Origin of the sequence: Acidimangrovimonas pyrenivorans (assembly GCF_042643245.1) — a bacterium.
Taxonomy (GTDB): Bacteria; Pseudomonadota; Alphaproteobacteria; order Rhodobacterales; family Rhodobacteraceae; genus Acidimangrovimonas; species Acidimangrovimonas pyrenivorans.
In genome coordinates this window covers 1,245,424-1,270,649 of sequence record NZ_JBHRSK010000004.1, presented here as the reverse complement: position 1 = coordinate 1,270,649, position 25,226 = coordinate 1,245,424, and the positions used below count along the sequence as shown (strand labels likewise).

Sequence of the window (25,226 nt, the reverse complement as noted above, 5' to 3'; positions counted from 1 at the left end):
ATGAGCGGGGCGCAGGAATTGCAGGACTGGGTGCTGGAGGCCCATGCGGCGGACATCATCGTCTGCGGCTTCGGCACCGATGTGGCGCAGGCCTTCGCCAACGCCGCGCGGGCGATGGTGGCGGCGATGACACCGCTCGAACGGATCGCTGCGCGCGAGACGGTGCGCGTCAGCTGCCAGGCGCCCGACCTCGACATGCTGTTCTACGACTGGCTCAACGCGGTGATCTACGAGATGGCCACGCGGGGCATGCTGTTCGGCGACTTCCGGGTGCGGGTCGAGGGCGACGGTCTCGTCGCGGATCTGCTCGGCGAGCCCGTCGATCCCGCGCGCCACGCCCCCGCGGTCGAGCCGAAGGGGGCGACGCTGAGCGAACTGTCGGTCCGCCGTCGTCGCGATGGCCGCTGGGCGGCGCGCTGCGTCGTCGACGTCTAGGGAGAGAGGCGGATGGAGAGGGCCGGTCTGACGGAAGTTGCGCCCCATGCGTGGCAGATGCCGCAGACCGGGGCGATGCGGGTTCCCGCCATTATTTATGCCAACCGCCAGTTGCTGGCGCAGATGGACGAAAAAGTGGGGGAGCAGATCCGCAATGTCGCCAGCCTGCCGGGCATCGTCGCGGCGGCCTATGCCATGCCCGACGCGCATTGGGGCTACGGCTTTCCCATCGGCGGTGTCGCTGCCTTCGACGCGGCGGCGGGGGGCGTCGTGTCGGCCGGCGGTGTCGGCTTCGACATCTCCTGCGGCGTGCGGCTTCTGACGACCGGAACCGATGCCGGCCGGATTCGCGCCGTGCAAGCGCCGTTGGCGCACGAGTTGTCCCGTGCCATCCCGGCTGGCGTCGGTAGCCATGGGCGCATCCTGCTCGACGCGGCGCAGATGACGGCGATGCTCGCGGGCGGGGCGCGCTGGGCCGTGGCCCGGGGCTACGGCTGGCCCGAGGATCTGGAGCGGATCGAGGAGCGCGGCTGCATGGCCGGCGCGACGCCGGAAGTCGTCTCGGACAAGGCGCGGCGGCGACAGCGGGACGAGATGGGGACGCTCGGCTCGGGCAATCACTACCTCGAAGTTCAGGAGGTCGCTGAAATCCTCGATGCCGAGGTGGCGGCGGCCTACGATCTGCACCCGGGAGAGGCGGTGGTGATGATCCATTGCGGTTCGCGCGGGCTGGGCCACCAGATCGGCACCGAATACCTGCGCGAAATGGCGCTGGCCGCGCCCGGCCACGGTATCCGGTTGCCCGACCGCGAACTGGCCTGCGCGCCGATCGCCTCGGAGCTCGGGCAGCGTTATCTGGGCGTCATGCGCGCCGGCATCAACTGCGCGCTGGCCAACCGCCAGATCCTCACCCATCTGGCGCGCGGGGTGTTCGACCGCTTCCTGCCCGAGGCGCGTCTCGGGCTGCTCTACGATGTCTCGCACAACACCTGCAAGGAAGAGGCCCACGCGGTCGACGACGTCGCCCGGCGGTTGTTCGTCCACCGCAAGGGGGCGACGCGGGCGCTCGGCCCCGGCGCGCCGGCCCTGCCGCCGGCGCTGCGCCCCGTGGGCCAGCCGGTGCTGATCGGCGGAAGCATGGGCACCGAATCCTGGGTTCTGGTCGGCGATCCACGCTCCGAGGCGGCCGCGCTGAGTTCGGCCTGCCACGGCGCGGGGCGGGCGATGAGCCGGCACGCGGCGGCCCGGAACTGGACCGGAAGCGGGGTCCAGCAGGACCTCGCCGCGCGGGGCATCATCGTCAAGAGCCCGTCGAAACGGGGCATCGCCGAGGAGGCCCCGGGGGCCTACAAGAGCGTTGGCCAGGTGGTCGAGGTCGCCGAGAAGGCCGGCCTTGCCCGCCGCGTGGCGCGGCTGGTGCCGCTCATCTGCATCAAGGGATGACCCCTGCCGTTCCCCGGCCGGAATGCGCCAGGCGGTCGCTTCACCCCCGCGTCTTGCGAGCCTGTCCCGCCGGCCCGTTTGACTGTGCCCGGAACATTGCGACAGGGAAGTGGCATTCTCCAACTCGTCGGCCGGTCACGATCGGCACGGCGCGACATCGTCGGCTGCGATGCTGCCGCGACGATCCCCGGTCTGTTCCGGCGACGAGACGAACGCTTGCCGGAGGTCGTGACCCGTTCCGCATTCGCCGGCGGCGCGGTGCGGGACATCGCGTCCGGCCGTCGGCGAGCCAGCCCGCGAGCGAGGCTTCGCGTCTTCCCGATGTCGCATGGCGGCGTTCCGGTCGTCCTGCCGGCCGCCGGCTGCTTTCGCTACGACAGGGTCATCGCCAGCCGCGCGAGGCTCGCAACCACGCCGCAGACCGCGATGGCAAGCGCCAGCGGCATCAGGTCCTCGACCAGTCCGGCCGCGGCCGCCGGTGGCGCCGGCGTTCCGGGATTGGTCGCGATCTCGCCGCTGACGACGCCGTCGACGGCCGCGACCAGCCGGTCGAGCCCTTCGCCGGAATTGGCCACCGTTGCCACCGCCGGCACGCCGAGTTCCGCCGACAGCCGCGCGACATCCACCTCGATGCCCTTGCGCCGGGCCTCGTCCATCAGGTTGACGCAGACGACGACGCGGGGCGTGATCTCCAGGACCTGGTAGACGAGGTTCGGATTGCGCTCCAGCGCGGTGGCATCGACGACGACCACGGTGCAGTCCGGTTTCCCGAACAGCAGGAAGTCGCGGGCAATCTCCTCGTCGGTGGAGGCGGAGAGCAGGGAATAGGTGCCGGGCAGGTCGACCGGCCGGTACTGCCTTCCGCCCAGCGCGAACCAGCCCTCGGCACGCTTGACGGTCTTGCCCGGCCAGTTGCCGGTATGCTGGCGCAGCCCGGTCAGGGCATTGAACACGGTGGACTTGCCGGTGTTGGGATTGCCCGCCAGCGCGACGCTGCGGGTCTTGTCGGCCCGGTCGCGGGGCTGACCGAGGCGGGAGGTGCGGGCCGGGCGCTCGGCACCGCTGGTCCCGAAAACCGCGGGATCATGGCCTCGCTCCCGCGCTCTCGGGCGTGTCGCCGTCCCGGGCGGGGCCGATCAGGACCTGTTCGGCCTGTTGCCGGCGCAGCGCGATCAGTGTCTCGCGGATGCGGTAGGCATGGGCCTCGCCGCCGACATTCGACAACACGGCCGCGATCCGCACGCCCGGCGTGAAGCCGAGATCGGGCAAGCGGCGGCACATGAGGCCGCCGCAACCGGGCTTGAGCCCGATCACCTCGGCTTGCCGACCAAGAGCCAAGCCTGCCAGCGTCGGCGGCGCGGTCCCTCGCCGGCATCGACGGTTATCTCTCCGCCGCCGCTGGCGGGAATGCGTAGCACCGTGCCGGGCGTGACAAGGCCTCATTCAGCGATGCGGCGGGCTCGTCTCCGACATGGAGGACAACGGCCGGCCGGTCACGGGGCCAGTCGGTCAGGGGCACGCGCTGCCGGGGCGCGATCCGGTCCGACGAACCGGGGATGACATCGCCATGCGGGTCGGTGCGAGGATGGCCGAGATGCTCCGAGAGTGCCTCGACCTGCTCCGCCTCCAGCCGGTGCTCGGCCCGCTCGGCCAGATCGTCCAGGCTCTCGCGCGGTTCCCGAGCCTCGTCCGACAGGTAGCGTTCCCAGAGCCGATGGGCGCGCAGGACCCGGCGCCCGATACGCTCGCCTTTCTCGGTCGGCTCCAGTCCTCCGGTGACCGTATGCAGCAGGCCAGCCGCCTCCAGTTCCCGGACCAGCGCGAGCGTGGCGGCCGGGGTCAGGCCGAGCCGGCCGCCAATCTCGGCGATCGTGGCGGGGGTCCCTTCCTGCCTGGCCCTGCTGAGGTGCTTGAGGACGTCCTCGTATTGAACCTGCCGCTGCCGGCGCCGCATGCGGCGGCCAAGCCGCAGGACGAGCACCGCCAAGGCCACGGCGGCCAGGGCCACGGCCAAAGGTCTCAAGTAGGCCAAGAGCGGCTCCATCTTGCCATCCGGCTGCCCCCTGCGGGCCTCGACGCATCATGCTGGCTTCAGCCTTGTCCGTTTTCGCCGCAGGTCTGCTTGACGCCGGTCAAGACTGGCCGGCCCGGCCGGCGGCATGCTGTCCGGGGTCTTGCCGGGGGGCATTGGTGAGGGGGCGGCCCCGATCGGGGGCTTTCCTCGACACCCCGTCCTCCGTGGCAAAGCTGCCCGGCGCGGTGGTCGCCTGTTCCTTCCTCGGCCAAGCCATGCAGGCCATTTCCCTCTGTCCCGGCCCTGCCGGCTGCCAGTTTCATCTAAGTCGCCACCGCCGATCCGGTTCCGGGTTTGCATCGCAAGACGGGCCTGGGCGCGGCGCTGCTGCAACTGGTGCTGCTGGCGGCGGGCATAGCAACGATCGCGCTTTTCCGGTCCGGCTGGCCGGTGCAGAGCTGCCGCGGGGTGTTTCGGGGCAGGCGCGCTCAAGCGCCTGCCGGACTGGCGGCAAGCGCCCGAAACCAACCCGCTGCCGCCCCTGCTGCCGTTTCAGAGCGCGCCCTGATCCCGTGCCGCGCGCAACTGCACCGTGATCTCGGCCGTGCTTCCATCGGTCGGGAAGGTGACCGTCGCGCCGGGACTGCGTTGCCCGTTGACGGTGAGTTCTACCGGACCGCTGCCCACGCCTTCGGGGGCCTCGACCCGCAGGGCGATGTCGCCGGCGGGGCCCCGGATGCGGGCGCGGTAGCCGCCCCAGCCCTTCGGCATGCAGGGGGCGATCTGCAGGGCGCCGTCGACGAGCTGCAGCCCGAGCACCGCTTCGATCCCCAGCCGCCACGACCAGGCCGCGGCGCCGGTGTACCAGGTCCAGCCGGCGCGGCCCTCGAAAGGCGCGGCGCCGCCGACATCGGCGGGGATGACGTAGGGTTCGGCGCGGTAGCGCGCGGCCTCCTCGACAGAGGCGCTGCGGCGGATGGGATTGATCAGGTCGAAGACGCGATAGGCCTCGTCGCCTGCGCCGCGCTCGGCGAAGGCCATGCCGAGCCAGGTGGCGGCATGGGTATATTGTCCGCCGTTTTCGCGCACGCCGGGCGGGTAGGCGCGGATGTAGCCCGGATCGCGCGGGGTGCGGTCGAAGGGCGGTGTCAGCAGGCGGACGAGCCTCAGCTCCGGGTCGATCAGCCAGTGCGATGCCGAGCGCAGCGCCTGTTCGGCGCGGTCCTGGTCGGGGCCGCCCGCCAGCACCGACCAGGATTGGGCGATGCTGTCGATCCGGCATTCGTCGCAGTCCTTCGAGCCCCAGGGCTGGCCGTCGTCGTCGAAGGCGCGGACATACCAGGCACCGTCCCAGGCCGAGCGATCCGCCGCCTGTTTCAGGTCCTGCGCCCGGTGTCGCCAGTGTTCGACCAGCTCTTCCCGCCCGGCGCCCGCGGCGAGATCGGCGAAGCCCTCGGCGCAATGAGCCGCGAACCAGGCCAGCCACACGCTTTCGCCCCGGCCGTGATGGCCGACCCGGTCCATGCCGTCGTTCCAGTCGCCGGCGCCGATCAGCGGCAGGCCGTGCGCCCCGGCCGTGACGCCGCGGGTCAGGGCGCGGCGGCAATGCTCGAACAGGGTCTCGGACCGGGCGGCGCGGTCGAAGGCGGCGTAGCGGTCGTCCTCCTCGGCGCCCAGCGGTGGCGCCGAAAGGAACGGAACCGCCTCGTCGAGGATGCCGGCATCGCCGGTGGCGCGCACGTAGCTATGGGTGGCATAGACCAGCCACAGCATGTCGTCCGAGCAGCGCGTCCGCACGCCGCGGTCCCCGGGCGGGTGCCACCAGTGCAGGACGTCGCCTTCCTCGAACTGATGCGCGGCGCAGTCGAGGATGTGGGCGCGGACGCGGGCCGGGTCGGAGATCAGAAAGGCCATCATGTCCTGCAGCTGGTCGCGGAAGCCGATGCCGCCGCCGGCCTGGCTGAACCCGGCCCGCGCCATGATCCGCGAGGCGAGCGCCTGGTAGGGCAGCCAGCGGTTCACCATCAGGTCGAAGGCGGGATCGGGCGTCTCGACCGCGACCGCGCCCAGCCGCCGGTTCCAGGCGGCGCGCGTCGCCTCCTGCGCGGCGGCCGCGCGCCCGGTATCGGCCCATTCGGTGGCGAGCGCCGCTGCCGCTTCCATGTCCGCCCCGTCGCCGAGCACGAAGACGACCTCTTCGTCGGCGCCCGGCGCGAGGTCGACATGAACCTGATACGCCGCGCAGGGATCGCGGATCGCCTCGCATTGGCTGTCGAGCGACCAGCGGCGCAGGCCTTCGGGGCGCGCGGGATCGTCTTGCGGGCCGAGAAAGGCGGCGCGGTCGCAGGTCAGGCTATGCGCCGGGCGGCTGGCGGTGAGGAAGGCGACACGCGATGCGAATTCCGGCTGCCAGCCGTTGCAGGCGATCAGCGCCCGGCTGGCGGCGTGGTAGGCACAGGTCACGTGCGGCCGGGCCGCGCTCGGCAGCGCGCCGAGTTGCCATTCGGCGAAGTAGGTCGCGGTGATGCGGCGCGGCCGCCCGGTTCCATTGCGCAGCCGCAGACGGGCGAGCTTGACCGGCGCGTCGGGCGGCACGAAGACGGTGAGGCGCTGGTCGAGCCCGTGGCTCATCCGCGCCCATTCGGTGCTGCCGGCGCCGTGGGTCACCCGGCAAGCGGCCGCGCCGCCCGCGGGCAGCGGCGTCGGCGTCCAGATTTCGGCCGTCTCCTCGTCGCGCAGGTAGAGCGCCTCGCCCTGGGCATCGGTGACCGGGTCGTTCGACCACGGGGTCAGGCGGTGCTCGCCGCTGTTGAGGCTCCAGGTGAAGCCGAGGCCGGCCTCGGAGACGATGGTGCCGAAAGCGTCATTGGCGAGCACGTTGCACCACGGCACCGGAGGGGCCTCGCCGGCCTCGAGGTCGATGACGTAGCTCTCGCCGTCCGCCGTGAAGCCGCCATAGCCATTGTCGAACTGCAGCGCCGCGACCGGGGGAAGCGCGGGGTGATCCCCGGGCTCCGGCCGCCCGCCGGGGGCGAAGAGCGGCGGCTTGGCGGGCGCCGCCTCGGGGGGCTGCAGGCCGGCCGTCAGCGTCTCGGCGGCACCGTCGAGCACCAGCTGCGCCAGCCCCTCGAGCGCGCGCCGCTGCGGCAGGGCGATGCGGTCGACGCTGTGCAGATGCACGCCGCCGTCGCCGCCCAGGCCCTCGGTCTGCCCGGCCTCGCGCAGCGCGTCCCTGAGGCGGGCACCGATCGGCTCTTCATAGCTCGACGCCCCGGTGCCGAGGATCACCAGATCGGCCTTCAGCCCGTGCCGGCGCCACCAGCGATGCGCCCGCACCGCGGCCGGCAGCAGCGCCGCGTGATCGGCGTCGGCCACCCGGACCAGCACGATCGGCAGATCGCCGGAAAGACCCAGCCCCCAGAGGTCGGGCTGGCCCGGCAGGCCGTCGGCCAACGCTTCGGCGCGCTTGCGCGGCGGTCGCACCAGATCGGCGGCGAGGGCCTGTGCGGCGCGAAGCTCGGTGCCCGACGCGCCCAGCCTGTCGGCCTCGACCGCGGTGGTCCGGCTGGCATCCTCGAAGGCCCAGTCGAGCGCGGCAGGGCTGGTGTAGCGGCTGGCGATCTCGATCGCGCTCTCGCGCGAGCCGGCGGCGATGGTCAGGATCGCCAGCTGTGCCTGCGCCCCGGGGGCGAGCCGCAGCCGCGCCCGCAATGCCGAGGCCGAGTCGAGGGTCCAGCCCGCCGTTGCCTCCGGCGCGCGCTCGATCCAGCCCGGCCGGTCGGCGCGGCCATGGCGGCCGAGGATGATGCGCCGGTCGCTGTCGAAGCCGGCGAACTGCACTGCGTCGGAGCCGCTCAACACGCGTTGCAGCATCACCGGCGGCCGGTCCGCGGGCCGGCGCGGGCGGCGCGTGAAGAGCAGGGCGTCGAGCGCGACCAGCGGTTCGCTGTGCACGAACAGCTTGCTGAAGGCCGGGTGGCGCTCGTGGGCGGCGGCGGGGGCGAGCACCACCTCGCCGTAGTTGGACAGCTCGATCTCGCGCGGGCTGTCGCCGTCGTTGATCAGCGTGAGGCGGCGTATCTCGACGTCATCCGCCTCGGCCACGCCGATTTCCTGTGTCGCGGCGATGCCGTGCCGATGCAGGTGGAAGCTGGCGCGGTCGGGATGAAAGGTCACATCCACTGCCCGGCCCGGTCCGCGGCGGAAATCCCACACCGTGCCGTCCCCGGCATCGCGCAGGAACAGCCCGGCGCGGGCGGGGCGGCCGAGATCGCCCGACCAGCGCGTCAGCGACTGGCCGTGCCACCACAGCGTGCTGTCCCCGGCATCGCTGATCCAGGCCGACAGGCGGCCATTGCCGATGACATGGAGCTGTGGCGTCTCGGTCTCGGGAACGGGCCAGCCGTGCAGCTCGGGCACGGCGCGGCGTTCGAGCTCGGGCAGCGGGGCGGGGCCGGTCTCGGGCAGCGGTTCGGGCACGTATTCCCAGGGCACCCGTTCCTGCAGCAGCATCTCCATCGCGGCAATCCGCGGGTCGCGGTTGAAGCGCCGCACGAGGAGGTCATCCGACAGCGCGTTGTCGATGGCGGACAGCAGCATTCCCTGGTGGTGGGCCATGAAGGTCTGGACGGGCGTGAAGCGACCCGCGCCGGGGCTGCGCTCGGCGGTGAAATCGACGGCGTCGTAGAAGCCGTAACGTCCCTGGAGACCCATCGCGTCCAGCCGCCGCAGGTTGGCGACAGCGGTCGCCGGAGCCACGGCAAGCGCCAGCGCGCTGGCGTAGGGGGCGACGACGTAGTCGTCCTCGAGCCCGCGCTTGAGCCCCAGGCCGGGCACGCCGAAGGCCCGGTACTGGTAGCGGTGGGCGGCGTCGCGGGTGGCGAAGGCGGCTTCGGATACGCCCCAGGGCAGGCCGAGCCGGTCGCCATAGGCCTTTTGCAGGGCCACCGCCGCCGCCTCGCTCTGGCTCAGAAGGCGGCCCGGGCCGCTGCGCAGCAGCAGCGGCGGCATGAGATACTCGAACATCGAGCCGTTCCACGACAGCGCCATCAAGTCCCGGTCCGGACGTGCCAGTGGCCGGCCGAGGTGGAACCAGTGCTCGGGCGGGACATCGCCCTTGGCGATGGCGAAATAGCTTGCCAGCCGCGCCTCGGAGGCCAGCAGGTCGTAGCGGTGCTGGTCCATCCGGTCGTGGCTCAGGTTGTAGCCGATGAAGAACGTCCGGGTCTCGTGGTCGTAGAGCAGGCCGAAATCCATCCCCAGGGCGAAGGCATGGGCGGCCTCGGCAGTGGCGGCGAGGCTGTCGCGCAGCGCGGTCTGGGCGGCCAGCCCCGCATCGAACGCCGCCCGAAGCGCGTCGCGCCATGCCGTGTCGGCCGCACTGTCCGCAAGAAGCGCCGCCGCCTGCACGGCCGCTTCGACGCGGTCGAGCCGCAGATCGGGGGGCAGGGCGGCGGCAAGGCGTTCGGCGAGGGCTTCCTGCCCCGGCGGCGGCGCGGCGATCGGCGCCGCCCAGGGACACAGCGCCTCGAGATCGCGGGCGAGGCTGGCCACGTGGTGGCGGCTGCGCTCGAGCCAGAGGTGGATCTCGTGCGGATCGGTCGCCGGCACGGCATCGAGCGCAGCGGGCAGGGCGGCCGAGAACTCCGGCAGCCCCTCGTCGCGCAGGGCGCGGGCGGTCATGGCCCAGTCCTGCGGCCGGTCCCGGCACCGTTCGGCGTCCTCCATCAGCGCGTCGAGCCGGTCGAGCAGCGGCTTGGCCGGGCGCGACGGCAGGGCCGAGATCGCGTCGCGCAGCAGGCCGAGCGTGTCGGCGAAGCCGTCCCACAGGGCGGCCGAGAGCGGTGGGCCGCGGGCGGCCTCGCGGCAGCCTTCGGCGACGGTCAGCAGCGACACGGCAAGGTTGCCGCTGTCGACGGTGGAAATGTATTGCGGTTCCAGCGGCTGCAGGGTGCGGGTGTCGAACCAGTTCAGGATGTGGCCGCGGTAGCGGTCCAGCCGTTCGAGCGCGGCCTGCACGTCGGCCGTTCGCGCCGCGAGGTCGCGCAGCCCGGCATGGCCGAGGTCGAAGGCGGTGAGCGACGACAGCAGCAACATGCCGACATTGGTCGGCGAGGAGCGGTGGGCGATCTCTTCGTAGGGGGCGGTCTGGTAGTTGTCCGGCGGCAGCCAGTTGTCCTCGGGGCCAGCATAGGTTTCGAAGAACAGCCAGGTGCGGCGGGCGAGGCGGCGCAGGAAGCGGCGGTCGGCCTCGGTCAGGGTTTCGCCCGGCGCGCGGCGCGGGCGTCCGATGACCAGCGCGATCTCGGGCGAGATCAGCCAGAGCAGCAGCAGCGGCGCCGCCCCGGGCAGGGCGCCGGGGGCGAGGAAGGCCAGCGTGGCGGCGATGGCCAGGGCCAGCATCGGCGCGCCGGCCATCTCTTCCCAGGCGCGGCGGCGATCGGCGCTCCCGGCCGCGGCGACATGGGCGGAAGACATCCATTCGAGCATCCGCCGGCGCGAGACCACCATCCGCCAGAGCGCGCGGCTGACCGCGTCGAGCGCGATGATCGCCTCGTTGGCCATGAAGACGACGGCCAGCGCCCAGCGCCCGGCATGGTCGAGGAACTGGCGCGTTCGCTCGCGCACCGCGCCCCGCCTGCTGCCGCGGGTGAAACCGGCGATGACGTCGGTCAACAGGTAGGCGCCGGGGGCGGCCACGGTCAGCAGCGACCACCAGAGCGCGTCTGCCGGGTCCAACAGCCAGCCGAGCAGGGCCAGCAGCACCAGGGCCGGCGGGATCAGGCTGCGGCGCAGGTTGTCGATGATCTTCCAGCGGTCGAGCGCCGACAGCGGGTTTTTCAGCCGCACCCCGCCGCGGCCCGGTGCGGTGCGCCCGATCCACGGCAGCAGTTGCCAGTCGCCGCGGATCCATCGGTGCCAGCGCCGGGTGAACTCGGGATAGCTGCCGGGGAAGCTTTCGTAGAACACGATATCCGAGGCGAGGGCGGCGCGGCCATGCAGCCCTTCGAACAGGTCGTGGCTCAGCAGCGCGTTCTCAGGCACCCGGCCGCGCAGGCTCTGGCTGAAGGCCGCCACGTCATAGGCCCCCTTGCCGGTGAAGATCGCCTCGCCGAACAGGTCCTGATAGACGTCCGACACCGCCCGGCTGTAGATGTCGATCGCGGTATCGCCGGTATAGAGCCGGGCAAACAGCGAGGCCGAGCCCGCCTCGGGCGAGATCTCGATCCGCGGCTGGATGAAGGTGTAGCCCGAGATCACCCGCTCGCCCGAGGGATCGAAGCCGACGCGGTTGAGGGGGTGGGCGAGGGCGCCGATCAGGCGGTGGACCGTGCCGGGCGGGGCGATGGTGTCGGCGTCGAGCGTGACCACGAAGCGCGCCGCGCGCAGAGCCTCGGTGTCGCCTGCCGTCAACGGGAACGCATCCGCCGCGCCGCCGTGCAGAAACGCGTTGAATTCCTCGAGCTTGCCGCGCTTTCGCTCCCAGCCCATCCAGACGCCTTCGGCCGGGTTCCAGCGCCGGCACCGGTGCATCAGGGCGAAGGGGCCGTGCGGGCCGTGGCGCAGGTTCAGGCGGCGGATGCCCTCGACCAGCGCGGCCTCGATGTCGGTATCGCCGGCCAGGGTTTCGCTCTCGGCATCTGCGAGATCGCTCAGGATCACGTAGCGCAGGCGCGGGTCGGGATTGGTCAGCCAATGCCGTTCGAGCTGCGAAAGGAGCGGCTGAACCTCGTCGGGAGCGGCGATGATCACCGGCAGGGCGACGGCCGATTCATGCCGCTCGGGCAGGCCGTCGCGAAAGTCGAGCTTCGGCAGCACCCGCGGCGGGAGCGTCTGGGTGACCAGCCAGTTGGTCACGGTGACGGCGACGATCGAGGCCGGCATGAGCGAGAGCAGGGTGGTGACGACCCAGCTGACAAGCGGCGCATGATTGGTGGAAAGAAGCGCCAGGGGCACGATCATCGCCAGCGCGCCAATGGCGATCAGGACGCCGGCATAGGCTGCGCCGGCATGGGCCAGAAGCCCGCGCCGCCACGCCTCGGCCGGACGGGCGCGGAAGCCGGTCAGCCGATCCGCGTGGGCGCGGCCGCCGCCGACGAGCCACCAGCCGACATGCGATGCGCGCGGCGCCCCGGCATGTTCCGACGCCAGCGCGACCGCCTTCTCGGCGATGTCCGGCTCCGACCAGTCCGATCCTTGGGCCAGGTCCTCGACCGCCTTGCGGTAGCTGTCGCGGGTTTCGAAATCCATCCCGGCATAGACCCCGGCGGGATCGCGGCGCAGGATCGCTTCGACCCGGCTCGTCGCCTCGAAGGCCTCCTTCCAGGACACGCGCGAGATCGCCGACAGTGCCATGATCGCGCGCGAGACCGCCTCGGTCGGGTCGTGACCCTCGCGGTAGGCGGCCCCGGGTATCGGCCCGAAAGGCGGCGCGGGGTCGCGGAGCAGTTCCGAGAACGCGACCACGATGGTCTCGAGGCAGGCCAGCCGCAGCATCGCCGGGAAGGCCCAGAGCTCGGAAATGGTCAGGGCGGTGTCGCGTTGATAGGCGCTCAGGAAGCGCACCGTGCCCGCCAGGCTCACCTGCATGTGCGTGGCCTCGAGAAAACCGTGCGCCGCCAGCAGGATGCGCGGCAGCCCGCGCCATTCGGGCGCGGCAAGGGCGGGGAGCCGGCGGTAGAATTCGGCCGGCATGTCCGTCTGCACCTGACGGACGGCGCGGCGGATATGGTATTCGTTGTCGAGCAGCCATTCGGCCGCCTTGGTCGCTTCCGGCGGCGGATGCGCGGAGCCGCGACGGGCCTGATCCAGCCATTTCACGATGCTATCGAGACGGGACCAGACCGGGGCCGGGCGCGGCCGTTCGGCGCAGGTTTCGTGATGATGGCTCAGGCTCTCGGCCGCGCAATCGAGCGGATCTTGCGGGCCGGGCGCGTCGCCCTTCCGGGCCGTCCTCTCCGTCGCCTCGGTCACCTCGGCGCTCTTGCCAGGTGCGGTCGTCGCGGCGCGGCCTGGCGGTTGCGTCTCGCTGCGGCATCGTCGCGGCGGACCAGAAGCACCGGCACGGTGGCGCCGGCGAGGAGGTATTCGGCCGTGCTGCCGATCGGTCGGTCGGAATGCGCGCCCAGGCCGCGGGCGCTGAGGATGACCAGCCCGGCCCCCTCTTCGCGCACGGCGCGGGCGATCGCGCGGCGTGGATCCTCCCCGCTCAGCAGGCGGACGCGCGCGCGCAGCCGGTCGGCGGGCAGGAGGGCGCGGATGCGTTCGAGATAGCTCTTGGCCACCCGCTCGTTGCGGCGACACAGGCTGTCGCGCAGGGTCTCATCGCCGGCTTCGGGCGGGCCGAAACCGGAGAGACGGATGTCCGGCACTGCATGCAGGAGCACCAGTTCGGCATCCAGGCTTTGTGCGATCCGCACGGCGATCGGCAAGGCCGCCTCGGCTTGCGACGAGGTGTCGAGCGCGACCAGGATTCGGCCTCCCTGCGCGCGCGGCGGCTTGTCATGCGTCGACGCGTCCGGGACGATCAGGACCGAGCCGGCGACATGTTCGGCCACTTTCCGCACCGTGCCGCCCAGGCTCAGCTCGCCCCAGTGGTCCCGGCCGCCGACGCCCAGAGCGATCAGGTCGGCTCCGGACTCGCGGGCCTTGTGGCAGATGCAGTCTGCCGGGGTTCCGCCCATGACCTCCGGCTGCATCTCGGGCACGACGCCAACGTCTTCGGCAAGCTTGCCGAGTTCCGCCTCCTCCTCTCGCCGGGTGAGTTCCCAGTCGACCGGGTCGGCCGGGCGTGGCGCGGCGTGCAGGTCGGTCTCCATCACCCGAAGCGCCGTCAACTCGGCGCCCATGACTTCGGCAATGGCCGCGGCTTGCGACAGGATTTCCGGGGCCTGAGGCGAGTGGTCGAGGCAGGCCAGGACATGGCGGAATTGCGCAGGGGCGACCCGTGAAGGCGGCGTCGCATATGAAGATTCAGGCGTCGAATGTGGTCTCGTTTCGGGCATCGATGGCTCCCCCCTAAGCAGCGTTTCGGTAAGAAGACACAACATCGCACGGGCAATTGTATGCCATTCGTCGCCTGTTCCGGCATTGATGCGGCTCAATTTCCAAAATGGAAACAATCGTCGCCTGTGCCGCATCCGCCCGCGCTTTCGATCCCCGGCGCTCGGCATGGCCGAGGCGGAGCCGGCCAAGTCCCCTGTGGCGGCCCAGGCGCCATCCACCGCGTCGCAGCCTTCTTGGAGGCGCCTGACGTCTCAGCGGTGCGGGTGTCGCTCAAAGGTAGAGCGGCAGCCGCCCGGGCAAACGCTGAAGCATTTCCGCTCGGTCCGGAGCCATGCCCGTCGCGTCCAGGGCCTGCGCCTGTTCTCCCCTGCGCGAGGGCCATCTGGTCACAGGCGCGCCTCGAGCTGGCCAATGCGGCCTCGGTCGCCGGACCCTGCGACGACGACCGTCATATTCTCGTTGCGCAGGGCAAGTAGGGTGCTCGTGCATCAACATATTGGGCTTCCATTGCAATATCGCACCATATTTATATCCGACACCCATCTTGGCAGCCGCGGCAGCCAGGCGGAGATGCTGTTGGACTTCCTTCGCCAGCATGACGCGGAGACGATCTTCCTCGTCGGAGACATCGTCGATGCCTGGCAATTGCGCCGGGGATGGTTCTGGCCGCAGGCCCACAATGACGTGGTGCAGGAACTGCTGTCCAAGTCCCAGGCCGGCGCGACGGTGATCTACATCCCGGGCAATCACGACGAGGCCATGCGCTCCTATCTCGGCACGCATTTCGGCGGCATCGAGGTGCAGAAGACCGCCGAGCACATCACCGCCGACGGCCGGCGCCTTCTGGTCACCCATGGCGACCAGTTCGACGCGATCGTCGTTCACGCCAAGTGGCTCGCCCATCTCGGCGACCGGGCCTACGACTTCGCGCTGTGGCTCAACATCTGGGTGAACCGTCTGCGCAGGCTTTGGGGCGGCTCCTACTGGTCGCTGGCGAACTGGGCGAAGGCGCAGGTCAAGACGGCGGTGAACTTCATCGGCGAATACGAGAAGGTGCTGTCGGCCGAGGCCCGCCGGGGCGGGTTCGACGGCGTCGTCTGCGGCCACATCCATCGCGCCAACCTTCGCGACATCGACGGCATTCAATACGTCAATTGCGGCGACTGGACCGAAAGCTGCACCGCGGTTGCCGAGCGGCCGGACGGAACGCTGCTTCTCGTCGATTGGGCCGCCGCCAAGCGCCGGCGCCGCATGTTGCAGGAGGTCCGCGCAGGCCGACCCTTGCCGGAGGCCCCGCGCGCGCGGCGCAAGAGGAAGAAGGAGCTCGCCTGAGCCATGACCTATGTTCCCAACGTCAGCGGCCAACTCCGTTCCGCCGTCCAGCAGAACGCCGCGCTGAGCGCGACCGGCCTGCTGGAACGCCTCTTCTCGCGGCTTTTCCACGGCCTCGTCTATCCCCAGATCTGGGAGGACCCGGTGGTCGACATGGCGGCGCTGCAGATCGGCCCCGAGGACAATCTCGTCTGCATCGCCTCGGGCGGCTGCAACGTGATGTCCTACCTTGCGGCGGGTCCGGCCTCGATCACCGCCGTCGACCTCTCGCCCGCCCATGTCGCGCTCGGCCGGCTCAAGCTGGCGGCTGCCGAACAGCTCGACGCACAGCAGTTCTTCGACTTCTTCGGCCGGGCCGATCTGGCGCGCAATATCGCGGTCTATGACGATCTCCTGGCGCCGCATCTCGATCCGGCGACACGCGGCTACTGGGACGCACGCCCCGTCCTCCGCCGCCGCATCGACATGTTCCGGCGCGGTTTCTACCGCTACGGCCTGCTTGGCCGCTTCCTCGGCGCGCTCGGGGGGATCGCCCGTATCGCCGGGGTGGACTTCCGCCAGTTCCTCGCCTGCGGAACGCAGGCGGAACAGCGCCGGTTCTTCGACGAGCGCATCGCCCCGCTCTTCGGGCGACGCGCGATCCGCTTCCTGGCGCGCAGCCGGGCGGCGCTGTTCGGTCTGGGCATTCCGCCCGCGCAATACGACAAGCTCGAAGCCGACGGCGGCGGCGACATCCTGACCGTCCTGCAAGAGCGGGCGCGGAAGCTGCTTTGCGACTTCCCGCTGGGGGAGAACTACTTCGCCTGGCAGGCGCTGAGCCGGTCCTACCGGCCTGCGGGGCCCGGCGCCCTGCCGCCCTATCTGGAGGCGGCCGCCTTCCCGGCGCTGAAGCGCAATGCCGGGCGGGTCCGGGTGCTGAACCGGTCGCTCACCGATCAGCTGGCCGAGATGCCCGCCGGCCAGACCGGGGCCTATGTCCTGCTCGACGCGCAGGACTGGATGACGGATGACCAGCTCAACGCGCTGTGGCGCGAGAACTGCCGCACCGCCGCCCCCGGCGCGCGGGTGATCTTTCGCACCGGCGGTGCCGCCGACATCCTGCCCGGCCGGGTCTCGCCGGCGCTGCTGGCGGCCTGGAGCCGCGACGACGCGGCTTCCGCGGCGGGCTTCGCGGCGGATCGCTCGGCGATCTACGGCGGCTTCCACCTCTACCGCCATACCGGCTGAACCATGGAGGACCGGGCCCATCGCCACGCCGCCTTGATGGATGCGACCTATCGCTACCAGAGGCTGATCTACGACGTGACGCGGCGCTACTACCTGCTGGGCCGCGACCGGCTGATCCGGGATCTCGATCCGCCACCGGGCGGCCATGTGCTCGAGATCGCCTGCGGCACCGGCCGCAATCTCGACCGCATCGCCGCCCGCTATCCCGGCCGTGCCCTGTACGGGCTCGACATCTCGGAAGAGATGCTGCGCTCGGCCCGGGCAAAGCTCGGCACGCGCGCCACGCTCGCCCGGGCCGATGCCCGCGACTTCGATGCAACGGCGCTCTTTGGTCGGCGCCGATACGACCGGATCGTCTTTTCCTACAGCCTGTCGATGATCCCGGACTGGACGGATGCCTTGTCGCACGCGCTGTCCCACCTCGCTCCGGGCGGGGAACTCCACATCGTCGACTTCGGCGGCCAGAGCCGGCTGCCGGCCTGGTTCGGCGCAGCCCTCCGCGCCTGGCTCGCGCGCTTCCACGTCACGCCGAGGGACGACCTTCCGCAAGAGGCCGGCCGGGCCGCCGCCGAGATCGGTTGCCGGAGCGTTTCGGAAAGCCTCTTGCGCGACTATTGCCGCTATCTCGTCCTCTCCCGGCCGGCGTCCCCGGCCTGATCGTCCCCTCCCGGCGGAGCGAATGCCCCGAATGCGGGCGCAAGGCGGGGACGGCAGCGTATCGACGCCGGAGGAGATGACACCAAACCGTCATCTCTCTGCGCGAAGAAGAGCCGCCGGGATCGGGGGCCGGTTTTCGAAAGCCGCGCGACAGCCGGCGCGGCCCGCCCTATCATCGGGTTTCCTCGGGCATCGGAACCGCTAGAACGAAACTGCGGCCGGTCCGGGAAGGCCGGGCAAGCGAGGGAAGGGGAAAACGATGATCCGGGGGTTTTTCAACGAAGCCGGGCGCCTGAATGTTCAAGACAGCGTCTTGGCGCTTTCCGAATCGCTGGTCTGGATCGATCTCGTGGAACCTTCCGGCGAAGAGGAGCGCCGTCTTTCGGAGATGCTCGGGATCGACATCCCGACCAAGGAGGAGATGGAAGAGATCGAGATCTCCTCGCGGCTCTACAAGCAGGACGGGGCGGCCTTCATGACCGCGATCCTGCCCTCGCATGCCGATGGCGACGACCCCGAGATGCGCCCGGTGAGCTTCATCCTCGCCGGGCCGCGCCTCGTCACCGTCCGCTATCACGCGCCGCGCGCCTTCCAGACCTTCCCCCTGCGCGCCGAGAAGGTGCCGATGGGATGCGAGACAGGGGAAAGCGTCCTCGTCGCCTTGCTGGAAGCCATTGTCGACCGTCTCGCCGACATCCTGGAGCGCGCGGGGCGCGACATCGATCACATTTCGCGCGCGGTATTCCGCCATCGGGCCGACAAGCCGACGAAGAGCCACGACTTCCAGGAAACGCTGGAAGACATCGGGCGCAAGGGAGACCTGACCTCGAACATTCGCGACAGTCTGGTCACGCTGGAGCGCCTGGTGGGCTTCCTCGGCCAGACGACGCTGCAAAGGAAGGCCGGCAAGGACATGCGGGAGCGGGTCAAGACATTGTCGCGCGACATCCGGTCCCTCGAGGACCACGCCAGTTTCCTGTCGCAGAAGATCACCTTCCTGCTCGATGCCACCCTGGGCATGATCAACATCGAACAGAACGCCATCATCAAGATCTTCTCGGTCGCCGCCGTGGTGTTCCTGCCGCCGACGCTCGTCGCCTCGATCTACGGCATGAACTTCAAGTTCATGCCCGAACTCGGATGGCATCTCGGCTACCCCATCGCGATCGCGCTGATGATCGGCTCGGCGGTCCTGCCCTATCTCTACTTCAAGCGCCGCGGCTGGCTCTGAGACACGGGGGCAGCCCATGTCTCGCCCTGCGCTGTCTGGACAGGACCCTCGCGACAACAGGAACATTGTTCGCGGCAGGCGCCCCCCATACCCTTGCCGCATCGGGGAGCGAGTCCAATCGACGAGGAGATGCAGGGATGAACAAGAGCTTCTTTCTGGGCGCCGCCGTCGCCACCGGCGCCGTCATGCTGATACCGGGCGTCGCGGTGGCGCTCGGACGGGCAGGGCGCCCGCTGGTCCGGGCCGGGCTGCGCACCGGCGCCGTGGCCTTCGAGGAGTTCCGCAAGGCGGGCGCCGAGGCCTACGAGCACATGGAGGACATCGTCACCGAGATCCGCGAGGACATGGAAGCCGAGCGCGCCCGGGCCGAGGCAGAAGAAGAGCCCGCGGCCGAGGCGGGTGGTCGGGCCGCCGACGCCACCGATATGCCGCAGCGCAATGCCGGATGACGGTTTCCAGCGGACGGCGCCCCCCGTCCGTCTCGAACGCGCGCATGTCGCCCGGCGGCGGGCCAGGCTGAAGCTTCCCGCGGCGACAGGGCGGGCGGCGATGGTCGCGCTGGCAAACCGGGTGGCGGCGGTGCCGAACGTACTGCGGGCGCTGGCGCGGCCGGCCACCGGCAGCCTGATTGTCGAAAGCGACGGCCCGGTCGAGGCGGTGCTCGACGCGATCGAGCAGGGCGGCATCGCCCGGATCGTCGCGGCGCCGAAGCCGGTGCCGGCGCGACAGGCGGTGCAGCTCGGGCTGCTGCAGGCCGATATGGGGATCAAGGCGCGGACCGGCGAGTCGCTCGACCTGCGCACGGCGCTGGCGCTGGCGCTGCTGGGCGGGGCGATCGTCCAGCTGTCGCGCGGCCAGATCGCCGGGCCGGCGACGACGCTGGCGGCCAGCGCCCTGTCCCTGCTCGACCGCAACAAGGGGCAGGGCGGGGTCTGAGTCCCGGGCCGTGGCTGCCGTTTCTGCCCGGCGCGGTGACGGACCGCTTCCGGCCCCTGGCGGACCTTGGGGCGTTGCAGACGGAACGGCTGTTGCTGGGGGGGCGAGGCTGCGGTCGAGCGGGCCCGAGGCCAGACGCAGGCCCGCGACCGAAGCCGTTTGCGCGTTGGATGCCAGTGCTTTCCTGCACTCTCCTCGACATCAATTTCGTGTTATCCTGCTTTGCGGTGAGGCCGGAACAGCTGCCCGAATGGGCGCTGCCGTTCTGATGGCGCCACCCGAGAAGACGGGAACGGGACAAAGTCCCACAGGGAGGAAACTGACGTGTTTTTAAGATCATCCGCCGCGCTGGCCGCGGCAGTCTTGTTGTCTGCCGGTTCGCCGGCATCTGCCGCTGACCCGGTAGTTGATGCCGCCTGGGTCAAGGCGCATATCGCCCAGCCCGACATCGTGTTCGTCGATCTGCGCCCCGTGGCCGAATACGAAAAGAGCCATGTGCCGGGCGCGGTGCATACTGATTTCGCCAAGGACGGATGGCGGGTCAACAAGGTGCTGGACAAGCAGACCGGAGACAAGATCGCCGGCCTGCTGCCGGACCCGGCATCCCTGGAAAAACTGATCGGCGGCCTCGGGATCGACAACGCGACCCATGTGGTCCTGCTGTCGCCGGGCAAGGCGGCCGCCGACCTCGGCATGTCCACCCGCCTCTACTGGACCTTCCTGGTGCTCGGGCACAAGAACGTCTCGGTGGTCAACGGCGGCATGTCGGCTTACCTGAAGGACAAGTCGGATCCGCTCGAAACCGGCAAGGTGACGCCCCGGGCGAAGACCTTCACCGCGCATCTCGATACCACCTATCTCGCGACCGCCGCCGATGTGAGCGCCGACTTGGCAAACCACGTGCCGCTGCTCGACAACCGGCCCACCGACCAGAACCTCGGCGTCAACAAGAGCGGCGTGGTCACCCGCTACGGCACCCTGCCCGGGGCGAAAAGCATTCCCGCCCTGTGGATGACGGAGAATGGCGGCGGCATGCTGCGTGACGCGGCGAGCCTGAGGAAGCTCTATGCGGCGGCCGGCGTGCCCACCGAGGGCGACGCGGTGACTTTCTGCAACACCGGCCACTGGGCGTCGCTCGGCTGGTTCGTCAACGCGGAAATCCTCGGCAACAAGAAGACCAAGATGTACGACGGCTCGATGACCGAGTGGTCGCACCTCGACCCCGCGACACATCCGATGATCGCGAAGATGGCCGTCAACTGACCGGGTTTCGGCTTCGGGAGGGGGGGGCGTGCAGCTCCCCCTTTTGCGAATGGCGTCGCGGCGCAGGGATGCCCTTCGCCGCAGAGCCGCGCGGAAGGCGGCGGGAAATGCAGCGTCATTCGCCGCCGCGGCAAAGGCTGGGGCTGCATCCCGCCATTTCGCTGAAGGCACGGCTGAACGCCGCCAGATGCAATCCGGCGTCGAAACCGTAATCGGCATGCGCCGGATCGGCGTCGACGGCCTCGAGAAGGGGCTCCAGCTGCCGCAGGCTGATGACCCCGCCCGATGGCAGCGATTGACGCCGGTCCAGCCTGGCGGCCGCCAGCGCCCGCCTGCGCAACGGGGTGGGGGTGTCTTCCAGCGCCCTTAGAAGCGGGCTCAGGTAACGCTTCGGAACAATGGGCTCGAACAGGGGGCATGGCCCGCCTCTGCAGCCGATTGTGGCGATTTTGGCGGAAAATATTAAACCGTGATCGTTGGCGCAAAACCGTCAATCACGCTTTGTGACAACACTGGACCACGCACGATGCTCCGGCCTACCGGCCGGCCGTGGGCGGAGGAGATCAGATGAATATCAAACCACGGGCCGCGGCAGCGGTCTCTCCCGGCTTGCCCGATCTAGAGGCGCAGGAAGCGTTCAGCATCGGCTATCACGCATTCATCTGGGGATAGGGCCCGGCCGGCGGCGCGCTGCTGGCGGCGCGCTTTCCGGCGCGGATGCACGGCTTCATCCTCGCCACGTTCCAGACGGCGGGGGGATCGGCTCGATCCTCGGCATGATCCTCGGCGGCTATATCGCCAGCCACTGGGGCTGGCGGGCGGCCTTCGCCGATGGGCACCGTGGCGGCGCTCAAGGGGCACCAGAAATCTCAGCCCGAAGGGGCGTAGCGCGCGGTCCGGGCCAAGCAGGGCCGTGTCGTCTTCGGCGTCGACATGAAGATCGTCGACGACAGTGGCAAGGAGCTTCCCCGGGACGGCAAGACCAGCGGCGAGTTGCCGGTGCGCGGACCCTGGGTGGTGGGCGTCATGCCGACGCAACCCATTGCGATTGATGAAGATCATGCTGCTCAGAACACGCCGGTCATCGACCCTCGGTTGCCATGGCTTCCCGGGAAGAACGGCTGACGCCGCGCCATCTGCGCGTCAGTCAACCACAGTAGAGTGCTCGACCTGCCGCCATCGGTTGGGGAGCCTGAGTCATGCAGCGACGGCGGCCGCACCTGATTGGCGGGGGCTGGGCCTGGCCTGCGTGGTTGCGGCGCCGCCGCGGCGAACTTGTCCCGTTGTGCTTGCGGCCATTCCCGCGAATGGATCGCGCCATCAAACCGTGGATCAAGCACCAAGCATTTATGGCCGAAGGCGATAGCCAGGGGCGCTTGACGTCGCAACTGCCGTGACATATGGCTCTGGAACCGGCGCGGGTGTAGCTCAATGGTAGAGCAGAAGCTTCCCAAGCTTACGACGAGGGTTCGATTCCCTTCACCCGCTCCAATCCCCATCCAGACAGTCCCGTTTTCACCGGCGCGCGCTGGGCAGGGGTCTGCGGTCGCCGCCGCGGCTGGCGAGGTGGCCGATTCCTGGGCGAGAACGGCGACCCGGCTCCGAGGGTCCAGGGTTTCCACAGCGCCAGGCCGATCCCGTGCAGCCGCCGCCGGCGGCCGAAGAACGGATAGAGGGTCGCCGCGAAGGCATTGTCGTCGCCATCGAACCAGACCCGGTCCGGCACGGGCGCCTGCGCGGCCACCGCCACGCGGTCGAGCAGGGCGGAGAGATGCGGCAGATCCTGCCGGCCGCAGGTCTGTTTCGGCATCCGGGCCCGCGCAGGAGGGGCTGCCGCGGCGCCATCTGTCGGGGGGCGGGTGCGGCCGACCCAGATCGCTCTGGTCAAGACGCGGGCGGCGCGGTAGCACGCCCGGGCGGGGCGGATGGCCCCGACGCCAAGCGGAGGGAGCCCCGATGTCCGAAATCACCCGTCTCGAAACCGGCACGCGCATGAGCCAGGCCGTGATCCACAACGGCACCGTCTACCTGGCCGGCCAGGTCGGCGATCCGGCCGCCGACGTCGCCGAGCAGGCGCGCGGCTGCCTGGCCAATGTCGACCGGCTGCTGGCCGAGGCCGGCACCGACAAGACCCGGATCCTGACCGCCCAGGTCTGGCTTGCCGACATGGCGGATTTTGCCGCCGTCAACGAGGTCTGGGACGCCTGGGTGCCCGCGGGCCAGGCCCCGGCGCGGGCGGCCGGCGAATCCAAGCTGGCGGCGCCGGAATACCGGGTCGAGGTGCTGGTGATCGCCGCGCTGCCGTAACGCCGGCCGGTTTCGCTGAACGAAGAAAGGGCGCAGCCGGACAGCTGCGCCCTTTCTGTTGTTTTGTCGCTGCCTGTCCGTCAGGCCCGGGCGCGACGGCCGGCGCGGCCGCCCGAGCGGCCACCGGCGCGGCCGCCGGCGGCGGCTTCGGCCGAGGCCTCGGCGAAGCTCTTGCCGCCTTCGACCGCCTCGGCGACGCGGGCAAAGCGGATCCACTCGGCGCCGTTGGCATCGTGGTTCATCAGGAAGTTGGCGGCGCGGATCGCCTCCATCTCGACCTTGCGCACCGGGTTCATGATGGCGCTGGTCATGCCGGCGGCGATCGCCATCGGCAGGAAGGCGGCGTTGACGCCGTGGCGATTGGGCAGCCCGAACGAGATGTTCGAGGCGCCGCAGGTGGTGTTGACGCCAAGCTCGTCGCGCAGCCGCCGGACCAGGGTGAAGACCTGCTGGCCCGCCGTCCCCATCGCACCGATCGGCATCACCAGCGGGTCGACGACGATGTCATGCGCCGGGATGCCGAAATCGGCGGCACGCTCGACGATCTTCTTGGCGACGGCGAAACGGACCTCGGGGTCGGGCGAGATGCCGGTGTCGTCGTTCGAGATCGCGACCACCGGCACGTTGTATTTCTTCACCAGCGGCAGCACCAGTTCGAGCCGCTCCTCCTCGCCGGTCACCGAGTTCAGCAGCGGCCGGCCCTCGGCGGCCGCCAGCCCGTTCTCGAGCGCGCCGGGCACCGAGCTGTCGATGCAGAGCGGCACGTCGACGACGGATTGCACCCGGGTCACCAGCTCCTTCATCAGCGGCGGCTCGACGAAGTTGTTGTCGGCGTAGCGCGGGTCCTCGGCCATCTTGTTGGTGAAGACGGCGCCCGAGTTGACGTCGAGCACCATGGCGCCGCAGGCGACCTGCTCGCGCGCATCCTTCTCGACGGTCTCGAAATTGCCCGCTTCCAGCTCGGCCGCCAGCTTCTTGCGCCCGGTCGGGTTGATGCGTTCGCCGATCACGCAGAAGGGCTCGTCAAAGCCGATCACGACGGTCTTGGTTTTGGATTCGATGACGGTGCGGGTCATTGTGGGTCCTTAAGCTTGCGCGGCGGGAATGCCGGAGGTGCCGCCATGGGTCCGGGTCCAGGTGGCGTTGGTCTTGATCCCGCCGAGCGGGAAGAAATGCACGGCCTCGATGCCGAAATCGGGATGGCGCGCCTTGTGGGCGGCGAGCTGGGCGACGAACGCGTCCGGCTCGAAGGGCAGGAGCAGCTTGCTGACGTCCTTGGCGCGCTTCTGCAACACCTTGAGCGAGGGGCCGACGCCGCAGGCAATGGCGAACTTGATCAGGGTCTGCAGCTTGGCCGGGCCGGCGGTGCCGATATGGATCGGCAGGTCGATGCCTTCGGCCGCCAGCCGGTCGGCCCAGGCGATCACCGGGCCGGCCTCGAAGGCGAATTGGGTGGCCAGCGCCATCTTGGCGTCGGTGCGCTCGCTGAAGGCCTGCTTCCAGCGCAGCGCCTCCATCACCGTCTTGTCGCCGCCATCGGGGTCGATGTCGCGGTTGCCCTCGGGGTGGCCGGCGACGTGCAGCCGCTCGAAACCGTCGAAGAGGCCGGTCTCCATCAGCTGCATCGAGCTGTGGAAATCGCCCGCCGGCTGGGCGACGCCACCGGCCAGCAGCAGCGCCTGCTTGACGTCGGCCTCGCCCTGGTAGCGGGCGATCCAGTCGGCCAGCGTGGCCTTGTCCTTGATGATCCGGGCCGGGAAATGCGGCATCACCGGGTAGCCCTCGGCGTTGAGCCGTTTCGCCGTCGCCACCATCTCCTCGATCGGGGTGCCCTCGATATGGGCGATGTAGACCCGGGTGCCCTTGGGCAGCAGGTCGCGGAAATCCTCGACCTTGGCGGCGGTGCGCGGCATCACCTCCATCGAGAAGCCTTGCAGGAAGGCCTCGAGCTCGGGATTGACCGTGTCGGCGGGCGTCGTCTCGGGGCGGCGGAAGTTCAACAGGGCCATGGCAGCCTCCAACAGGGTTCGAACGGGGGACCGGGGTGTCACGCCCAGCCGTCGTTGGCGATCAGCGCCTTCAGGCGCTCGGTGTCATGCGCGGCTTCGAGTTTCGCCGCCTCTTCTTCGGCGACCGTTTCGGCCGCGCCCTCGACCTCGTAGGGAGACGCCTTGCGCCACTCCGCCAGATAAGCATCGGTCTCCGCCGCGCCTACCTTCATCGCGCAGCGGTCGATCGCTTTTTCGAAGCGCTCGTCCAGCGGCCGCTTGGTGGCCCGCCGGCCCTTGCCGACGATGACCTGGGCCGGGATGTCGCGCCAGTAGACGATGGTGACCTCGGGCATGTCGCGTCCCCTGATTCCTTGCGTCCTGTCTA

General features: G+C 70.2%; 20 protein-coding genes, 1 tRNA gene and 1 pseudogene. 11 read left to right on the top strand and 11 right to left on the bottom strand.

Features of this window, described 5'->3' with window-relative positions; translation table 11 throughout:
- Positions 1-435, top strand: a complete 435-nt coding sequence (locus ACFOES_RS09030) for an archease (protein WP_377832905.1) — start codon at positions 1-3, stop codon at positions 433-435.
- 12 nt (positions 436-447) lie between these two features.
- Positions 448-1,878, top strand: a complete 1,431-nt coding sequence (locus tag ACFOES_RS09025; RefSeq protein ID WP_377832904.1) for an RtcB family protein — start codon at positions 448-450, stop codon at positions 1,876-1,878.
- Between the two features lie 371 nt (positions 1,879-2,249).
- Here ACFOES_RS09025 and ACFOES_RS09020 read toward each other — a convergent pair whose 3' ends face one another.
- From ACFOES_RS09020 to ACFOES_RS09000, 5 genes are all read right to left on the bottom strand, one after another.
- The gene (locus ACFOES_RS09020; protein WP_377833023.1) at positions 2,250-2,864 is read right to left on the bottom strand and encodes a FeoB small GTPase domain-containing protein; all 615 of its coding nucleotides are present in this window, start codon (positions 2,862-2,864) and stop codon (positions 2,250-2,252) included.
- 97 nt (positions 2,865-2,961) lie between these two features.
- Positions 2,962-3,321: a FeoA family protein gene (locus ACFOES_RS09015; RefSeq protein ID WP_377832903.1), complete on the bottom strand. Its 360-nt coding sequence runs from the start codon at positions 3,319-3,321 to the stop codon at positions 2,962-2,964.
- On the bottom strand, positions 3,260-3,922 hold the full coding sequence (locus ACFOES_RS09010; protein WP_377832902.1) for a metal-dependent transcriptional regulator: 663 nt from the start codon (positions 3,920-3,922) through the stop codon (positions 3,260-3,262). Before ACFOES_RS09010 ends, ACFOES_RS09015 begins: the two co-directional genes overlap by 62 nt.
- Positions 3,923-4,444: 522 nt before the next feature.
- Positions 4,445-12,865: a GH36-type glycosyl hydrolase domain-containing protein gene (locus ACFOES_RS09005; protein WP_377832901.1), complete on the bottom strand. Its 8,421-nt coding sequence runs from the start codon at positions 12,863-12,865 to the stop codon at positions 4,445-4,447.
- Complete coding sequence (locus ACFOES_RS09000; RefSeq protein WP_377832900.1) at positions 12,862-13,896, bottom strand: universal stress protein; 1,035 nt, start codon at positions 13,894-13,896, stop codon at positions 12,862-12,864. Before ACFOES_RS09000 ends, ACFOES_RS09005 begins: the two co-directional genes overlap by 4 nt.
- Positions 13,897-14,374: 478 nt before the next feature.
- Between ACFOES_RS09000 and ACFOES_RS08995 the strand changes: the two genes are divergently transcribed.
- The 7 genes from ACFOES_RS08995 to ACFOES_RS08965 all read left to right on the top strand — a co-directional run bounded on the left by ACFOES_RS08995 (position 14,375) and on the right by ACFOES_RS08965 (position 20,543).
- Complete coding sequence (locus tag ACFOES_RS08995) at positions 14,375-15,229, top strand: UDP-2,3-diacylglucosamine diphosphatase (RefSeq protein ID WP_377832899.1); 855 nt, start codon at positions 14,375-14,377, stop codon at positions 15,227-15,229.
- A 3-nt stretch (positions 15,230-15,232) separates the two neighbouring features.
- Positions 15,233-16,456, top strand: a complete 1,224-nt coding sequence (locus ACFOES_RS08990; protein WP_377832898.1) for a DUF3419 family protein — start codon at positions 15,233-15,235, stop codon at positions 16,454-16,456.
- Positions 16,457-16,459: 3 nt separating this feature from the next.
- Complete coding sequence (locus ACFOES_RS08985; protein WP_377832897.1) at positions 16,460-17,113, top strand: class I SAM-dependent methyltransferase; 654 nt, start codon at positions 16,460-16,462, stop codon at positions 17,111-17,113.
- Positions 17,114-17,426: 313 nt separating this feature from the next.
- Positions 17,427-18,344, top strand: coding sequence for a magnesium/cobalt transporter CorA (gene corA, locus ACFOES_RS08980; protein ID WP_377832896.1), 918 nt, complete (start codon positions 17,427-17,429; stop codon positions 18,342-18,344).
- 137 nt (positions 18,345-18,481) lie between these two features.
- Complete coding sequence (locus ACFOES_RS08975; protein ID WP_377832895.1) at positions 18,482-18,793, top strand: DUF5132 domain-containing protein; 312 nt, start codon at positions 18,482-18,484, stop codon at positions 18,791-18,793.
- 100 nt (positions 18,794-18,893) lie between these two features.
- Positions 18,894-19,280 carry a hypothetical protein gene (locus ACFOES_RS08970; RefSeq protein ID WP_377832894.1) on the top strand — a complete coding sequence of 129 codons (387 nt, stop codon included), beginning with the start codon at positions 18,894-18,896 and terminating at the stop codon, positions 19,278-19,280.
- 324 nt (positions 19,281-19,604) lie between these two features.
- The gene (locus tag ACFOES_RS08965) at positions 19,605-20,543 is read left to right on the top strand and encodes a sulfurtransferase (RefSeq protein ID WP_377832893.1); all 939 of its coding nucleotides are present in this window, start codon (positions 19,605-19,607) and stop codon (positions 20,541-20,543) included.
- A 115-nt stretch (positions 20,544-20,658) separates the two neighbouring features.
- On the opposite strand, the gene ACFOES_RS08960 is transcribed toward ACFOES_RS08965, so the two are convergent.
- A complete protein-coding gene (locus ACFOES_RS08960; RefSeq protein WP_377832892.1) occupies positions 20,659-20,883 on the bottom strand; it encodes a hypothetical protein in 225 nt (74 codons plus the stop codon).
- Between the two features lie 680 nt (positions 20,884-21,563).
- Positions 21,564-21,679 (bottom strand): annotated as a pseudogene (locus ACFOES_RS08955) (IS5/IS1182 family transposase); the annotation flags it as partial.
- A gap of 281 nt (positions 21,680-21,960) precedes the next feature.
- Between ACFOES_RS08955 and ACFOES_RS08950 the strand changes: the two are divergent.
- A tRNA-Gly gene (locus ACFOES_RS08950) sits at positions 21,961-22,034 on the top strand.
- Here the strand turns inward: ACFOES_RS08950 and ACFOES_RS08945 are convergent.
- On the bottom strand, positions 22,000-22,353 hold the full coding sequence (locus ACFOES_RS08945; RefSeq protein ID WP_377832891.1) for a hypothetical protein: 354 nt from the start codon (positions 22,351-22,353) through the stop codon (positions 22,000-22,002). The genes ACFOES_RS08950 and ACFOES_RS08945 overlap by 35 nt on opposite strands.
- Positions 22,354-22,499: 146 nt before the next feature.
- On the opposite strand from ACFOES_RS08945, the gene ACFOES_RS08940 reads away from it, so the two are divergent.
- A complete protein-coding gene (locus tag ACFOES_RS08940) occupies positions 22,500-22,850 on the top strand; it encodes a RidA family protein (protein ID WP_377832890.1) in 351 nt (116 codons plus the stop codon).
- An 80-nt stretch (positions 22,851-22,930) separates the two neighbouring features.
- Here ACFOES_RS08940 and ACFOES_RS08935 read toward each other — a convergent pair whose 3' ends face one another.
- Genes ACFOES_RS08935 through ACFOES_RS08925 form a run of 3 tightly spaced genes read right to left on the bottom strand, consistent with a single transcriptional unit; the run spans position 22,931 to position 25,194 of the window.
- On the bottom strand, positions 22,931-23,926 hold the full coding sequence (locus tag ACFOES_RS08935; RefSeq protein ID WP_377832889.1) for a methyltetrahydrofolate cobalamin methyltransferase: 996 nt from the start codon (positions 23,924-23,926) through the stop codon (positions 22,931-22,933).
- Positions 23,927-23,935: 9 nt separating this feature from the next.
- Complete coding sequence (locus ACFOES_RS08930; protein ID WP_377832888.1) at positions 23,936-24,859, bottom strand: methylenetetrahydrofolate reductase; 924 nt, start codon at positions 24,857-24,859, stop codon at positions 23,936-23,938.
- Between the two features lie 38 nt (positions 24,860-24,897).
- On the bottom strand, positions 24,898-25,194 hold the full coding sequence (locus ACFOES_RS08925; RefSeq protein ID WP_377832887.1) for a virulence factor: 297 nt from the start codon (positions 25,192-25,194) through the stop codon (positions 24,898-24,900).
- Between the last annotated feature and the right edge of the window lie 32 nt (positions 25,195-25,226).

Bases quoted from the DNA above. Each gene is read 5' to 3' on its own strand.
- ACFOES_RS09000 (WP_377832900.1), bottom strand. From the start codon at position 13,896: ATGCCCGAAACGAGACCACATTCGACGCCTGAATCTTCATATGCGACG.
- ACFOES_RS08990 (WP_377832898.1), top strand. From the start codon at position 15,233: ATGACCTATGTTCCCAACGTCAGCGGCCAACTCCGTTCCGCCGTCCAG.
- ACFOES_RS08975 (WP_377832895.1), top strand. From the start codon at position 18,482: ATGAACAAGAGCTTCTTTCTGGGCGCCGCCGTCGCCACCGGCGCCGTC.
- ACFOES_RS09010 (WP_377832902.1), bottom strand. From the start codon at position 3,922: ATGGAGCCGCTCTTGGCCTACTTGAGACCTTTGGCCGTGGCCCTGGCC.
- ACFOES_RS08970 (WP_377832894.1), top strand. From the start codon at position 18,894: ATGGTCGCGCTGGCAAACCGGGTGGCGGCGGTGCCGAACGTACTGCGG.
- ACFOES_RS08945 (WP_377832891.1), bottom strand. From the start codon at position 22,353: ATGCCGAAACAGACCTGCGGCCGGCAGGATCTGCCGCATCTCTCCGCC.
- ACFOES_RS08940 (WP_377832890.1), top strand. From the start codon at position 22,500: ATGTCCGAAATCACCCGTCTCGAAACCGGCACGCGCATGAGCCAGGCC.
- ACFOES_RS09025 (WP_377832904.1), top strand. From the start codon at position 448: ATGGAGAGGGCCGGTCTGACGGAAGTTGCGCCCCATGCGTGGCAGATG.
- ACFOES_RS08930 (WP_377832888.1), bottom strand. From the start codon at position 24,859: ATGGCCCTGTTGAACTTCCGCCGCCCCGAGACGACGCCCGCCGACACG.
- ACFOES_RS09015 (WP_377832903.1), bottom strand. From the start codon at position 3,321: ATGAGGCCTTGTCACGCCCGGCACGGTGCTACGCATTCCCGCCAGCGG.
- ACFOES_RS08985 (WP_377832897.1), top strand. From the start codon at position 16,460: ATGGAGGACCGGGCCCATCGCCACGCCGCCTTGATGGATGCGACCTAT.
- ACFOES_RS08925 (WP_377832887.1), bottom strand. From the start codon at position 25,194: ATGCCCGAGGTCACCATCGTCTACTGGCGCGACATCCCGGCCCAGGTC.
- ACFOES_RS08935 (WP_377832889.1), bottom strand. From the start codon at position 23,926: ATGACCCGCACCGTCATCGAATCCAAAACCAAGACCGTCGTGATCGGC.
- ACFOES_RS09030 (WP_377832905.1), top strand. From the start codon at position 1: ATGAGCGGGGCGCAGGAATTGCAGGACTGGGTGCTGGAGGCCCATGCG.